Origin of the sequence: Mesorhizobium sp. M4B.F.Ca.ET.203.01.1.1 (genome assembly GCF_004791025.1) — a bacterium.
In the GTDB taxonomy this organism is placed as follows: Bacteria; Pseudomonadota; Alphaproteobacteria; order Rhizobiales; family Rhizobiaceae; genus Mesorhizobium; species Mesorhizobium abyssinicae.
The window spans coordinates 86,253-100,853 of record NZ_SRUO01000004.1; the positions used below are offsets into that span (position 1 = coordinate 86,253).

Annotated in this window: 12 protein-coding genes and 1 pseudogene; 4 read left to right on the forward strand and 9 right to left on the reverse strand. The window is 65.1% G+C overall.

Going from position 1 to position 14,601, the window contains the following annotated elements; genetic code table 11:
• Positions 1 to 69: 69 nt before the first annotated feature.
• From EN846_RS10155 to EN846_RS10165, 3 genes are all read right to left on the reverse strand, one after another.
• Complete coding sequence (locus EN846_RS10155) at positions 70 to 2,094, reverse strand: AI-2E family transporter (RefSeq protein WP_245493317.1); 2,025 nt, start codon at positions 2,092 to 2,094, stop codon at positions 70 to 72.
• Between the two features lie 276 nt (positions 2,095 to 2,370).
• Positions 2,371 to 2,913 (reverse strand): hypothetical protein, encoded by a 543-nt coding sequence (locus EN846_RS10160; RefSeq protein ID WP_127285050.1) that lies wholly within the window; start codon positions 2,911 to 2,913, stop codon positions 2,371 to 2,373.
• Positions 2,914 to 3,116: 203 nt separating this feature from the next.
• Positions 3,117 to 3,470, reverse strand: coding sequence for a cupin domain-containing protein (locus EN846_RS10165; RefSeq protein ID WP_127285049.1), 354 nt, complete (start codon positions 3,468 to 3,470; stop codon positions 3,117 to 3,119).
• A 254-nt stretch (positions 3,471 to 3,724) separates the two neighbouring features.
• Here EN846_RS10165 and EN846_RS10170 point away from each other — a divergent pair, with 254 nt between their 5' ends.
• On the forward strand, positions 3,725 to 5,701 hold the full coding sequence (locus tag EN846_RS10170; protein WP_127393004.1) for an acyltransferase family protein: 1,977 nt from the start codon (positions 3,725 to 3,727) through the stop codon (positions 5,699 to 5,701).
• Between the two features lie 868 nt (positions 5,702 to 6,569).
• Here EN846_RS10170 and EN846_RS10180 read toward each other — a convergent pair.
• From EN846_RS10180 to EN846_RS10195, 4 genes are all read right to left on the reverse strand, one after another.
• Entirely contained in the window at positions 6,570 to 7,958 is a 1,389-nt protein-coding gene (locus EN846_RS10180; protein ID WP_127393113.1) for a polysaccharide biosynthesis/export family protein, read from the reverse strand.
• Between the two features lie 355 nt (positions 7,959 to 8,313).
• Positions 8,314 to 8,988 (reverse strand): protein-L-isoaspartate(D-aspartate) O-methyltransferase, encoded by a 675-nt coding sequence (locus tag EN846_RS10185; protein WP_127393112.1) that lies wholly within the window; start codon positions 8,986 to 8,988, stop codon positions 8,314 to 8,316.
• Between the two features lie 286 nt (positions 8,989 to 9,274).
• Positions 9,275 to 10,165: a transglutaminase family protein gene (locus tag EN846_RS10190; protein WP_127393111.1), complete on the reverse strand. Its 891-nt coding sequence runs from the start codon at positions 10,163 to 10,165 to the stop codon at positions 9,275 to 9,277.
• Between the two features lie 133 nt (positions 10,166 to 10,298).
• Positions 10,299 to 11,396 (reverse strand): flavodoxin family protein, encoded by a 1,098-nt coding sequence (locus EN846_RS10195; RefSeq protein ID WP_127311146.1) that lies wholly within the window; start codon positions 11,394 to 11,396, stop codon positions 10,299 to 10,301.
• Between the two features lie 333 nt (positions 11,397 to 11,729).
• Here EN846_RS10195 and EN846_RS10200 point away from each other — a divergent pair, with 333 nt between their 5' ends.
• From EN846_RS10200 to EN846_RS10210, 3 genes and pseudogenes are all read left to right on the forward strand, one after another.
• Positions 11,730 to 12,038 (forward strand): hypothetical protein, encoded by a 309-nt coding sequence (locus EN846_RS10200; RefSeq protein WP_127311145.1) that lies wholly within the window; start codon positions 11,730 to 11,732, stop codon positions 12,036 to 12,038.
• 76 nt (positions 12,039 to 12,114) lie between these two features.
• Positions 12,115 to 12,322: pseudogene (locus EN846_RS35820) on the forward strand (DUF763 domain-containing protein); the annotation flags it as partial.
• Between the two features lie 99 nt (positions 12,323 to 12,421).
• Positions 12,422 to 12,778 (forward strand): hypothetical protein, encoded by a 357-nt coding sequence (locus EN846_RS10210; RefSeq protein WP_127285041.1) that lies wholly within the window; start codon positions 12,422 to 12,424, stop codon positions 12,776 to 12,778.
• Between the two features lie 286 nt (positions 12,779 to 13,064).
• On the opposite strand, the gene EN846_RS10215 is transcribed toward EN846_RS10210, so the two are convergent.
• A complete protein-coding gene (locus EN846_RS10215; RefSeq protein WP_127393110.1) occupies positions 13,065 to 13,661 on the reverse strand; it encodes a DUF6456 domain-containing protein in 597 nt (198 codons plus the stop codon).
• Between the two features lie 104 nt (positions 13,662 to 13,765).
• Positions 13,766 to 14,557, reverse strand: a complete 792-nt coding sequence (locus tag EN846_RS10220; protein ID WP_245493319.1) for a GcrA cell cycle regulator — start codon at positions 14,555 to 14,557, stop codon at positions 13,766 to 13,768.
• Positions 14,558 to 14,601 lie beyond the last annotated feature (44 nt).

Here is a 14,601-nt window from a genome sequence, read left to right on the forward strand (position 1 = left end):
CGATCCTCGCGCCACTGCGGACGCAAACTCCCGAGGGCTCGCTTTCGCCGACCCGAGGCAACCGCGCCCTCAGCCGGCGACCGCGGCCGACGCCTTCTTGCGCGCCGGCTGACGGCGGGGCGGGCGGCGCTTGGCGGCGAGCTTGAGGACCACCGGCGGTTCGCCGGACAGCGCGCCGTTGACGGCATCGACCATGCCATAGGCGACGAAGTCGGCATTGAGGTCACGGGCCTCGGCGCTGGCGGCCTGCCGGTCGCCATTGCCGGTTTCCGACCAGAAGACGATGCCAACCCTGAGCTTTGGCCGGCGGCGCTTCAGCCGCCGCACCAGGAAGCGGGCATGCTTGACGGAATCACGGTCGAGGAAGCCGATGACGACCGCGTCGAGCGCATCGAGCTCGAGGCGGCGCACGCCGCCGGGCTCGAGATCGGCGAAGCCCGCCTTCGTCGCCTCGGCGCCCTGCACTTCTAGCACCTGCGCCAGCATGGCGGCGGCGGCATCATCGAGCTCGCCGCGGCCGCCGGCGCACAGAACCGCAATGCCGGTTCCATCCGGGAGATTGACCTCTTCGGCCTCGTCGACCTCCTTGTCCTCGCCAGGCTTGCGCTCCGACGCCTTGCGTTCGCCGGCCTTGTCATCGCCTGAGGCGGCGGCTTCCGGCTCGTCCTCTTCCTCCTCGGCTTCCTGCTGGGCACTGTCGTCGAGGTTCGCCACCAGGGTCTCGGCGCTGCCGGCCAGCAGCCGCCGCTGCTCGTCGTCGAGAACGCCGCGCATGCGGTCATGCTCGCCGAGCAGCAAAGCGGGGATCGCGACCTTGTCGTAGAACTCGAACAGATATTTGTCCTCCAGGAACTCCTCGGCATGGTCGGTCGCCTCGTCCGGATCGCCGGCCAGCAGCCGCTGGTAGAGCCGGGCGTGCGGCTCCAGCACCGGCTCGTTGCCGAACAGCACGTCGAGGAATTCGAATTGCGGCACATGGCGGCCGAGCACGACCAGGCAGACGGTGAGCGGGGTGGACAGCACCAGGCCGAGCGGACCCCAGAGCCATGTCCAGAAGATCGCGGCGACGATGATGGCGAGCGGCGACAGCCCGGTGCGCGAGCCGTAGAGCCAAGGTTCGATCACGTTGCCGGTTATCAGTTCCATGACGATGAACAGGGCCGCCGTCCACAAGAGCAGAGCCCAGCCGGGCGCCACGGCCAGCGCCAGGAACAGCGGCAAGAGCGCGCCGATGATCGGGCCGATATAGGGCACGAAGCGCAGCGCCAGCGCCAGCATGCCCCACAAAAGCGCATTGGGGATGCCCAGCACCCAGAGCCCGATGGTGATCGGCACGGCGTAGACGATATTGACCACCAGCTGCATCAAAAGATACTGGCCGACACGCTTGCCGGCATCCTGCAGCGCCTGCGTGGTGCGGTGCAGGTCGCCATAGCCGACGAGACGGATGAAGCGGTCGCGCAGATCCTCGCGCTCCATCAGCATGAAGATGACCACGACGATGACCAGGCCGGCCGAGGCGAGCGGGCTGAGCAGCGGCGCTACCAGGTTCTGCAGCACCTCGAGCGGCTTTTCGTGCGCGACGATCTCGACCGGGATCGGATCGCGTTTGGGCGTCTCGGTCGCCGAGGGCAGTTGCGGCTCCTGGCGCTCGATCTCCTGGCCGACGCGCTCGATCACTCCGCTCAGCCTGGCGATGATGCCGCCGCCGAGGCCGGTTTCCTTCAGCGCGCGGATCTTGGTCAGGATGTTGATCTGGTAGACGGGAATGTTCTGGGCGAGATCGCTGACCTGCGTGGCGACGACAAAGGAGAACATGGCAAGCGCCGCGAAGGCGCCGAGCACGCTGGCGATGACGGCCGGAAGGCGCGGAATGCCAACGCGCTTCAGCGCGGAGACCAGGGGCGCCAGGGCGAAGGTCAAAAGCAGGGCGACGGCGATCGGCAGGAACACCTCGCGGCCGAAGTAGAGCGCCGCCACTGTCGTGACCACCGTCGCGACCGTGGGCAGCGCTGTGCGCGGATGCGCCCTCGACGCAGCCAGAAGACCAACCAGCCCGGATCCCGACGGGCGCGTGCCGTTTTGCCGATTCACCTGATGCCTCCGCCCAACGAGGAGCATGATCAGCGATATTTCGCCGGCGTGCAACGCACGGCGCGGCCACCCTGATGACTGCCTCTCTGTGGATTAGCAAACGCGCAGATTGCGCTTATGTTGCAGGGCGTTGTCGCAATAGCCGTAGGCGGCGCCGAAGTTGCGGCGGCGGCCGAGATGCCAACGCTCACGGCCTCTACAGTTGGCGGTTCGGATGGCGGGCGGAGATACCCGCCATTGTTGTGAGGACGGAGCGCCCGTGCGCTCTCGTTCCAGCTACTTAACCGGGATCATGAGATGGGCGTAGGGTGTGCCCGGCCACATGACATAGGGCTTGGACGTGTCGGGCTTTGCGTCCGTCGGATAGCCCGCCATCATGTCCATGGCGTTGACGATCATCACATGCGGACCGGTCTCTACCCAGTTGTTGCCTTCCGTGGGCGCTGTCGCATAGGGATCGGTGTTGCTGCCGTCGGTGCCGCCGGACAGCATGTACATGAAGCCGACCTTGCCCTTGGGCGGATCCTTCTTTTGCAGCCAGGCCATCGCCCATTCCATCGAGTTGGCGTCGCCGCACATCGGGTCCGGGCCAGGCGAGGCCGGGTTGTCCGGCATGCACCAGAAGCCGCCTTTGCCCTCGCGCAGGGTACGCATGTTGCCCTTCTCGTCCATGGCGTAGACCGCGGCGCCGCTGGCCACTGCAGCCGGCGCGGCTGACTCGGCGCTCTTGATCAGCGCAGCGTCATCGGCGGCTGCGCCTTGCATCTCAATCAAACTGGCTGCTGCCAAAAGCGCAGCGACCGTCAGAAGCCGTTTCATGGCCGTTCTCCGGTTCGAGTTGATCTGTTGTGCATGATGTCGGACGCACGGCACTTCGGGGCCGTTTGTCGGTGGTCAAATGCTAGCAGATCGCACGTTTCCGGACAACGTTACTTAGCGCAGCCTAACGTACAGAGCGCTGTGCGCCGGCTCGACGCTGGCCGACCCGCCGCCACTCTCGCATGACTGGCGACGCGCCCGCATCAGCCGACCCGAACGACGAAATGCTTGGTCACCGGCTCGATGATCTTCCAGGTTCCCTTGAAGTCGGCCTCGACGACGAAGGCATCGCCCGGCCCGACCTCCACAGGTGCGCCGCCGTCGGGAGTGATGATGATGCGGCCGGCGATCATGTGCACGAATTCATAGTCGGTGTAGGTGGCATGGTAGGTGCCTGGCGAGGCGCGCCAGGTGCCCGAGATCACCTTGCCGTCGGCGGTGGTGTGCTGCACGGCGGTCTGCATGGTCGGCCTGCCCTCGACGACGACCCAGCCCGGCAGGTCGCCGGCCTCGGCATGCTCGATGGCGCCGAATTTGAGGATGGTTTGGTCGGTCATGATGGGCTCCGTTCCAGCCGGCATTGGCTGAGGGTGCATAGACGATGCGCGAAGCATGGGCAACGCGCAGGCCGACCGCGCGTGTCGGATTTGGCGAAGGTCCAGGTGAGAGCGTCCTTCTCCCCGTGAGCGGGAGAAGGACGCTGATCTCCACTTATGTTGCACCGCGTTAAATATGTTGCATTGCGATATCCGCGCTCAGGGTCGAGTCTCGCCCGTGGGTGGGCTGCCAACGACCAGCACGAGGCGTCGTCTTGACAGCACAATTCCCGGGCTCGGCATCGTTCCGGCCCGACATCGAGGGCTTGCGCGCGCTGGCAGTGGCCGGCGTCATCGCTTATCATTTCGGGCTCACCGCGCTCCCCGGCGGCTTCACCGGTGTCGACATCTTCTTCGTCATTTCGGGCTACCTGATCACGCGTCATCTCGTCACCGAGATCAACGAGACCGGGCGGCTCGACCTCTGGCGCTTCTACGCCCGGCGCGCGCGCAGGCTGCTGCCGGCTTCGCTGTTCGTCATCCTCGCGACGCTGGTGGCCGGCGCCTTCATCCTGTCGCCGGAGGAGCAGTCGCTCTATTCCAAGGGCGCCATGTTCGCGTCGGCCTACATGATCAATCTGTGGCTGATCCGCTGGTCGTTCGACTATTTCGCGTCCGACGCCGCCAACAACCCGTTCATCCATTTCTGGTCGCTGTCGGTCGAGGAGCAGTTCTATCTGGCCTGGCCGGCGCTGCTGGTGCTTGCCGCGTGGCTGAAGCCCGGCAAGCGGGCGGTGATCCTGGTGATCGGGTTTGCCGGTCTGGTGTCGTTTGCTGTCTGCGCCTGGCTGACCACGGTCGCCCAGCCCTGGGCCTTCTATTTCTCGCCGCTCAGGGCCTGGGAGTTCGCCGCCGGCGGGCTGGCCACGCTAGCCCCGGCGACATTGTGGCGCGAGCGCCGCGGCCTGAGCGCCACCATGGCCTGGCTCGGGCTGGCGCTGATTGCGATCTCCTATCTTTCTTTCAGCGAGGATGCCCCCTTCCCCGGTCTGCTGGCTTTGGTGCCGGTGACCGGCGCCGTCCTCATGCTGCTGGCGGGAGCGGCCGGCGCGAGCAATGGCCCCAGCGCCGTGCTCGCGCTGCCGCCCTTGCAGTGGGGCGGCAAGCTTTCCTATTCGCTCTATCTCTGGCACTGGCCGGTCATCGTCTATGCCGGCATGCTCACCGCGGAACTTTCTACCGTGCAGCGCCTTGTCTGCCTGGCGCTGACGCTGGTGCTGTCGGCCTTCACCTATCACGTCATCGAGAACCCTATACGCCGCAATGGCTGGCTTATGGCCAATGCGGCGCGCGCGCTGGTGCCGGCCGTCCTCCTGACCGGCACCGGCGTTGCGGCGGCCTACGCCAATGCGCGGCTGGCCGTGCATGATCTCGACCCCGAACAGCGCGTCATCGCCGAAAGCGCGGCGCGCCCTTCGACCGCGCGCGCCAAGGGCGGCTGCGTGCTCGATTTCGAGACCGTCAAGCCCAAGCCCTGCGTGTTCGGTGCCAAGGATGCCGAGGGTTCGGTCGTGCTGTTCGGCGACTCGCATGCCGACCATTGGTCGACGCCGCTGATCGAGGCGGCAAGCAAGAACAACTACCGCGTCGTCACCTATCTCAAATCCTCCTGCCGAGCCTCACGGGTCACGACCTGGAACTGGCGGCTGAAGCGCGACTACACCGAATGCGACCGGTGGCGGGAGCAATCGGTCAAGGACATCATCGCGCTGCATCCGCGCATGGTGGTGATCTCGGAATTCTCGATCGGCAACGTGATGAAGGAATCGCCCGAGGAACTGAGGCACGCCGATTGGAACGAGGAATGGAGGGCCGGCCTGCACTGGACGCTCGCGGCATTCAGCCGGGCCGGGATCAAGGTCGCGGTGATCAGGGACGTGCCCTATAATGGAAACTATGTCGACAAATGCGTGGCACGGGCCTTGTGGCGCGGGCAGGCACCTGAGGTCTGCGATACGCCTAGGAACATGGCGGCGAACGACGACATCGCCGCGGCGGAGCGCGATGTCGTGCGCAGCGTGCCCGGCGCCACCTATGTCGACCTGACCAGCCAGTTCTGCGACAGCACCACCTGTCACGTCTTCATCAACGGCAAGCTCGCCTACCGCGATCGCCATCACCTGGCGACGCCGTTCGCGGAATCGCTGGAACCGGTGATGGAGAAGACGGTGCTACGGGTGATCGGGAGCTAGGACGGGTGGCGAAGGTCATCCAATGACCCAGGCAGGACCAGGGGCGCTCCAGACGTCCGTTTCATCGAGACTTGGCACACCCGCCAAATCCAACAAGCCTATTTCACCGCGACGACCCTGCCCGCCGGGTCGAGGCGGCATCCTACCCGCGCTTGCCGGACCTCGATGCCACCTTGTCTTGCATAGTCTATGCGCACCTCAATCGGTGCGGTGAGCGCGCCGAGACGATGCCGGCGCAAGGGACCTGCGCTGGCTGCGTGCACGCGCACGGCACCAAGCGGCACCGCAGCCGATTTGATCGCCTGGCGGCAGACGCGAACCACGGCCGGCGGGGTGCCGGGTATCACCTTCAGCGGCGCCAGAGGCTGCAGTACGGGATAGCCTTTTTTGCTTTGCCCGAGCGTGTCGCGACCACCTCTGGAGGGCCAAAGGCTGTGTGGCAGGACGATTGCGTATCGCGCGCCCCTGGGCACGACAATGGCAGCCTTCTTCTTGCCGGCAACGGCACCCGCCGTCCCTGTGGTACTCCCCAAAGCAGTGCTCGCTCCGGCGGTGCCCGCTGGGCCATCAACTGATTGGTCTCCCGCGTCGACGCCAGCCGAAACGCCGCCGCTTACGCCGCCGAGGCTGGCGCCCGCCCCAACGTCGGCGCCGAGCGATCCGTTGCTTGTGCCGAGCGACCCTCCAACATCTGCTCCTCCCAGCCCGTCGACGCTGGTGCCAACTCCAACGGAGGCGCCGTCCGAGCCAGCGCCCACACCAACACCGACCCCGATACCGCCGACCGTGCCTCCAACGCCCACGTCAACAGCCGAAGCAGGCCCGATCGCAACTGCGATCGCCAATGCGGTAGCCAGATACCGGCGCATCACCATAATCCTGACGCCGAGCGCAACGGCGCCCGCGTCGGCAGCAACGCGGCGGGAAGCGGAATCGTCGCCACCGGAACCGGTTGCCGTGACTTGCGGGCGGCCACTTTTCGGATCTCGTGCTCGTCGGGCGCACGGACTGAACGAGCCCGCTTCCCTGCAAGGCGTGGACCAGCTCCATCAGCGTCGCGTGCTTTGGGAGCGGGCTCGACGCGCTGGGCGCGAGGCGCATCGGGAGCTTTCAGGACGTCGATCTTGTTGCGCGCCGCGGTGAGGTTGCGGGCCAGGCCAACGGCCCTTTCGCGTTGTTGCTCCAACGCCGCGGAAAGCCGGGCCACTTCCTCCTTTGCCGCATCGCGATCCTGATTTGCAGCGCTGAGATCGAGGGCGAGGGCATCTGCTCTTTCGCGTTCCAGTGCGAGCGCTTGCTCGGTTCGCTTTGCAGCGGCCTCGGCAACTTGCCGGCCCTGGATGTCGACGGCTTGCGCAGCCGCCGCCAGTTTTCCCCTTGCCGTCACAGCATCGAGAGATTGATGCGCCGCGGCGAGATCGCCTTCCAACCGCTCGACCTTCTGCCGCTCCTCGTCAAGCGCGCGCCTGGCTGCTGCCAGCGAGGCTTCCGCAGCCTGCTGCGCTCCGAGTGCGGCGGCTCTTTCGCGGTTCGCGAGAACGGCTTTCTCCTGCAGGCTTTCTACTTCGCTCTGCGCCAGTTCCAGATCCCCCGCCAGCCGTTCGGCTCGTTTCTGCTGCTCTTCAAAGGCCCGCCCTTGAAGAACCGGGGCGTCTGCGACCACACGCGCCGGCAAGCCGGTGTCAGCACGTGCGACCAACGCATGCTGCTCGCCAGCAAAGGCTTGCGCCGCTTGACCGGTTCGCGCGGGTGCATTGGTTTCCTGAAGCGATCGATTCTTCGCCGCTTCGAGATCGACCGGCGCCGCTGCTCGCGATCGTCGGCGCTGGACGGTCGTGACGGGACGCACGTCGAAGCCACTTCTGGCCTGCAGCCGATCGTCAATCAGTTTTGCCAGGTCATTCTCACGCAGACCCGCAGCCACTACCTGCCCAATGACCGGAAGATGCAGCGTCCCGGCCGCATCGATCGTAAAGGCACCGTTGAGCTCCGCGCCCGCGACGCCCGCGCGGAAGACGCCCCACCCCGCAACATTCACCTCAACAGTGTCTTGAGGGCCGAGCCTGTCGTCAGTCCCTGACTGACCTCTTGCCGGGGCGCTGCATAGCAGGATGAGACAGAGGGGGATGAGGCTCATCGCGGCGCCGCGCGACCTTTTGCGGGAGCCATGAGACGAGGTCGCCATGGTTGAGACTTGTCGGTCACCCTCGGGAAATGCTGGACCGTGGTCCGCTTTGGGCCTCTGGATAGGATCCATGGCTGGATCTCCATGCCTCACTGGCCGCGCGCGACCCGCGCACCGCGCTTACGGATACCGCAACCACCACGTGAGCCTAACAAAGTCGATCCAGCATGGTGAGTACCAAATAGAGCGTAGTCAGCCCCACTCAATTGAGTAAATTGGCGTCATGTCTACTGATCGATATTGACGCGACAGCCTCATAGGAAACGGACTTGTGCCACCTGTACTTTTCCCACCTGCCGGGTGAGAACCGGACATTGGCGAACGGCGGTTTCTGACCCGAAGCGCATCTTGGCGACGACCGGTGCGCGGCTGTCCTTCTTCCAGATCAGTTCAGCCGGTGTGTGCTGGCCGCGCCAATTGTGAGACCTCAGACGGTTTCGAGCCGGCTGAACCGAACCGGGATGAGTTTCCGGGTCTTGATCTGCCCTGCCGCGTCCTTGTCGATGACGGTCAGAAACTGTCCTTCCTCTGACTCCAAAGGCAGGACCAGACGACCCGCCGGCGTGAGCTGGCTCAGCAAAGCCGGCGGCGCCCGCTCAGCCGCCACGCTAACCAGGATCTTGTCGAATGGGGCGTGCTCGGGCCAGCCGCGAGACCCGTCTCCGACACGAATGGCGACATTGGAGAAGCCAAGGTCCTGCAGCAGAGCCTCGGCATGGCTTGCGAATTCCTCGATGATTTCAACACTCCAAACTTGTCCGGCGAGTTCAGCGAGGATTGCGGTCTGATAGCCAAGGCCGGTTCCGATCTCGAGCACTGACTCGTGCGGCTCGGGAGCGAGCAGATCGGTCATCAGCGCGACCATGAAGGGCTGCGAGACGGTCTTGCCGAATCCGATCGGCAGCGGCATGTCCTGATAGGCATAGGGCGCGACCGATGATGGCACGAAGAGATGTCGCGGCACCTGCCCCATCGATGCCAAGACCCGCTCGTCGAGCGTTGCTTTGCCGAGTTCTTCGCTTGTCAGGTCGGCATGGATCGCAATCATCTCGATCATGTGCCTGCGCAGAACCGCAAGATGCTCTTCGGTCATCGGTTTCATAGGGGTGGGCCTTCCTCGACCAGCCTGATAGCTATCCCGTTCCTCTTGGCACAGCGACGCTCGCCATCATTCCGGTGGGGCGAAACGGTCATTCGCAAACGTCCACCGCGCTCGGCATAGCTGGCTGACGCGCGTTTCGTTCGGGCCAGCAACGCCGGAACAGATCGAGCGGTTCCGGGAAAATGGCGTGTGCATACCGCCAGGCGGCAAGGCGGGGCTCAACGTGGACCGCGGTGTCGTCGTTGCTGCGCTTCAAGCGCGGACCGGTCGCGCCGCAAAGACGCAACTAATTCCTGTCGCCGCCGGTTTCCTTCGCCACCTTCACCTCAACGGTCATGTCGAGGAAACTCGAAGCGCTGCCGGAATAGCTTCCCGAAAGAGGGATGGCTTGCCGGGGGTGCCTGGCCACGGCAACCCTGATCAGATCCCGGTTGCCGACTATTCCGTTGGTCGGATCGAACTCGATCCAGCCGGCCCCGGGCAGGTAGACCTGGCACCAGGCATGCGTCGAGCCGCCGCCGCGCACCTCGGCGCTGTCGCGGCCCGGCACATAGACGTAGCCGGTCACGAAGCGGGCGGCAAAGCCGAGCGAGCGAACCGCTTCCATCATGAACAGCGCAAAGTCCCGGCATGTGCCCTTGCGCAGGTGCAGCGTCATCAGCGGCGGTTGCGTCCCGGTTTCGAAGCGACGGGAGTACACGAAGCTCTCGTGGATGGCGTAGCAGAGCGTCATCAACAGCTTACCGGTTTCGGTGTGGCCAGCGGCGCCGACGAACTGGCGGGCCCATTTGCCGACCTCGTCACCTTCGTCGGGATGATGGCGCTCAATCGTCTGCGCGAGGTCGGCCGCCTCGTCGGAATCGTAAGAGAACGGATAATTCAGCGCGGCTTCATCGATGCGGAAATCTGGCGCGTGCTGGGGCGTGTGATCGAGCCGAATGTCCGTCGAGAAATGGAGTTCATTGGCCGAACCCGTGAATTCGATCACCGCAACGCAGTTGCCAAAAACGTCATGGATCCAGCGTACCTCCTTCGGCTCGGGGTCGACCGACAAAGAGTGGTCGAGAAGCCGCTGATCGAAACTGTCGCGCGGCCTGAACATCAGCCGGTGCTCGCCAAAACTCACCGGCTGGCTATAGCGATAGACGGTCGTGTGCTTGACTGAAAAGATCGGCATCGGCGTCCGCGGCAAATTCACCCTGCGGCGCAATCATATAGCGTTTTGCGCATACATCCGATGGTCCCCGCTCGAAGCCTGCCCGGAACGCTGGAGCCGTCGGCGGGAAGATGGTGCCGCGGGAGGTAAGGAGTTACTTCGGACGCGGATCGACGAGGTCCGTCCCGATCGACGGCAGGAGACCCGTTCGCCGTTTCGCGACGGCCTCCGCCAGCGCGAGCGCGGCGGCGCGCACCTCGCTCTGCACGGCACGGTCGGCATCAAGATCACGGTGGCTGGTCGCATAGGGCTGCCAGTAGCCGATATAGCGGTCGAGCTCTGCCTTCTCGCCAGCCGGCTCCAGCTTCATCGAGCGCAACCAGTCGGCAAGTCCGCGGCGGGCGTTTTCGGCACCTTCGGTGTCGCCGTGGACGACGACCGAGAACAGACGCCCGGCCAGATGGCGCGGATAGTCCCACCCGGCGAGCTCGGCACGTTTCGCCAAAGCGGCGTCCTTGCCCTGCGTCAGCGAGGGATCGGGATTGCCGCCATCGGCGCAGACGAGGCGATCCATCATCAGCTTCACCGGCGACGACGTCTGGTACCAGTTGACCGGGGTGACGATCATGATGCCGTGGGCCTCGACCCAAAGCGGATAGATGTCGTTCATCCAGTCGTGAATCTGGCCGAGCGAGTGGTTCGGATAGCAGGAGCACGGCCAATGGCAAAGTGCCGCCGCGGTCGAGAAGCATGCCTTGCAGGGGTGGATCGCACGGCCAAATTCCGAGGCGATGCGCGAGAGGTCGAGAACGCCGACCGAGAAGCCGGGCTTTCCCTCTATGGCCCGGCGCGCGATCTCGACAAGGCGAAAACTCTTGGACATCTCGCCCGGACACGTATGCTCGCTGCGCGAGGAGCCGTTGATGAGCAGGATGCGCGCCGGCGACGACGCGTCCTCGTATCGCTGCTGCGCCGCCTTCAAGGCCTCGCTGGCGGCGATCCACTCCACCGACAGCTCATAGTCCGGATCGTGAAAGCCTTTGCCGGCCTTGCGGGTGATCGGGCTCTTGCGCTCGTCCTTGTAGGCCTGCCAGGCGATCTCGCACAGGGTATCGACCGCTTGCGCCGCCGAAGCGAATGCGGGGTCATAAAACTGTCCGCGATAGCGATTCTTGAATTCGGCCTTGCTCAGGCGCGGGCTGGGCATCCCTTTGCGTGGAACGGCGGTGTCGGGATTTGCGCGCTTCGCCATCGATTGCCCTTTGCCCGGAGCGGGCCGGGTGGGACAAGAGCTCGACTGCCATTTCGTTGGCCAGGGTAAGAAGCCGGAGAAACCACCCTGTTCTCTCTGCCACCAGGTCCGGCTGACGCGGCCCGCTGAGAAGGAACCCGGGCTGAGCGCGATGGTTCCGGAAAGCGCCCCTCATGAGGTGCACGCCTTGCCGCCATGAAGCGGTGCTCGCGGGTTTTGCGGCCCGGCGGGAGGGTGGCCCCTTTGCGGCCTGGCGTCAGGCCAACCGATTTTTATCGGAACAGCACCGCGCCTCAGGGGTTTTGTTAGATCAACCTGGAAAAGGAGGTAGTCATGAAAAAGCTCCTGCTCGCCTCCGTCATCGCGATTGCGTCGGCGGCGGCCATGATCGGTCCGGCCAGTGCCGACAGCCTGCGGCTGGGTATTGGCATCGGCCCAACTTATGACGACTATTACGGCGACTATGGCCCCTACTACGGCGATCCTTACGTCTATCGCCCTCACTACCGGTATGACGTCTACGACAATGGCTACAGGCCGCGCTACGCAATGCGCCACAACCGCCATTGCTGGACCGAGTACCGCAAGCACTGGCGCCACCACCACCGCGTGATCGAGAAGATCCGTATCTGCGAACGGTGACAGGGACATTCAGCCCGGCTTCTCCTTCTCCCTTGTGGGAGAGGGAGAAGCGGGTTTGCAATGGCTGAGCGAGCGCATGACGCAGCCGGCCGCGTTGTTGTGCAAGCCATCATCCACCCTACGGCCGCGAGTTGCTCAGGCGGCTTGCGCTGTCTTCCGGTTCCTCGGCGCCGTGGGGTTGCACTGGCATTCCTCTGGCATCACCACCTCGATCATCGGCGCGCTGAAGCGGCCTGAACCCGCTCTCGGGCGAGTTCGGCATCCATGTCTGCGGCGGGCGCGGAATCTCCTCCTCAGATCGACACCGGCGAACATTAGCGATCGGGAACATAGCCCGCCGGCGGTGCGTTTAGTTGATGATCAGCCTTCAGGAGGAGGTTGCCATGAAAAAACTGCTACTTGCTTCAGTGATCGCCGTTGCCTCCGCGGCAGCCTCGGTCGCGCCGTCGGATGCGCGCGGATTGGGATTTTTCGGTCCGTTCGGCCTCAGCCCGTTCTACGGCGGCCCGTTCGGTGGACCTTTCTATGGTGGACCGTTCTATGGCGGCGGACCGTTCTACGACTATGGCGGCCGCTATTACGGCCCGCGCTATTACCGTGACTACTATCCCGGCTACGTGGTCCGCTATCCGCACCGCTATCACTACCGGCACCATTACCGCCATTGCCACGTGAAGTGGGTGAGGCACTGGCATCATCACCGCCGGGTGCTGGAACGCGTGCGGATTTGCCGTTACTGACCTTCGTCATCCGCGGGCTGACCAGAGGATCGATGCCGTGATGCTCGTCGTTCATGCGGCGGATCAGAATTTCCGCATCGCCGCAACGCGCGAAAGTCACGGCATGGGACCCTGGAGGCGGCGCAGCTCCCAAATCCCACCCGTGCCATCTGCGGGGCGCGGCGCGCATTCGTGAAGACGGGCGAGCTGATCACGATCAAAGATGCCAGAGCCGGCATCGTTCGTTTGCTGCTATTCCAAACGAAGCCCTGCTTGCAGGCCGCCTATATCCATTGGCAAGTCCCCCTCACCCTGCTTTCCTCCCCATCATCCCATAGTGCACCGCCAGCAGGTCGAGCCCCACCTTCAGCAGTTTCACCACCACGTCACGGCCGTCGCCGGTGCGTTCGGCGATGGCCTTCACCGACTGGCCTTCGAGGCAGACCTTGCGTACCACATCGGCCACCTCCCAGTGGCCGAGCGCGGTGACGGCATGAGCATGAGCGCGGCCGGCCGAGAGCACGCGGTCGGGGATGCCGGCATTCACCCTGGTACCGTCGACGCGCTCGTTCCAGGACTGCGGCTGCAGGCCCTCGCGCTGGGTGCGCTCGAAATCGTCGCGAAGGCGCCCTCCTGCCTCGCGCTGCTGGCGTGAGAGCGAGGTGATGCCGACCAGCGGGTCGACATTGCGCAGGCGTACGATGCCGCCGGTGGAGGTGAAGCCGCCATTCGACACCTCGTAGACGCGGCGTGCTTCGGCCGTGCCATTGCTCAGCCGCTGGCGGCCGAAGGCGTCCTGGCGCAGCGCGAAATCATGGCCGATCTCGCGGCGGATGCGCACCTGACCGGCCTCGCCCTTCGGCAGTTTTGGCGGCTGCGGTTTCCTGGCGGTCTTGCGGGGCATGGGCGTTCCTCGGGCTTGGGATGGGTTCTGGATAAGATCGGCGCTCTGCGGCGCCACCATCGCATCGTCGATTTCTATGAGAGCGGCCTTCTGCGGCGCGCCCCTCACATCCCGCTGCCGCGATGGCCATGAAACCTTGCGTGATGGTGGCTGCAATAGCTTTGCGTCGGCCGCGTGCGCAGGCCGCAGCAGAGCATCTCCGGGCCGGGACGAGCGCCTGGAGCATCCTTCTCCGGCTCCTCCTGCAGCGCGAGGTCGAGCGGCGCGCGGCAGCGGCCGAACAGGCAGTCGATGAAGCGCATGGCGGCGACATGCGGCTGGCGGCCCGGGTTTACCGGCGGCGGTGGCGCAGGCAGCTTGTACAGCTGCGCCTCAGACTTTTCGCGCTGGCCCGGTGCCAGCCAAGCCGGCGGCAGCACGCGGGCGGGCTTTCGCGGCTTGGGTTTCTTGGGCCTGGGCGGGGTGCGGACGGCGGAGACGCGATCTGCTTGCGAGGCGACGTCAAAACTGGAGACGTCGGCGGGACAGCGCCCCCCTCTGCCCTGCCGGGCATCTCCCCCACTTGGGGGGAGATTGGCAGCTTCGGCGTCGGCGCTCTCGACTTGCCTGGCAAGCGCCGACGGTTCGGAAAGCGCGATGCTTCCGGCCGCCACCCTGCTCCGCCAGTCCGGTCGAGCATGCTTCCTCGGCCGGCCGCCGGAACGGCCGCCCTTGGGATTGGCGAAGCCGATGGCGCGCAGGCCGGTGTCGCGATGCACGATGCCGATGATGGCGTTGCGCGAGACCGGACTTCCGCGCAGCGTGCTGAAGCGGACGGCGATATGGGAGGCCGAAAGCCCCTCCTTGAGCCAGATCGCGATTTCAGTGAGTTCCTTCTCGGTATAGGCGGCAGGCATATCGGGGTCCATCGGTTGCGGCGCGCGGGCGAGCGCCAGGGTTC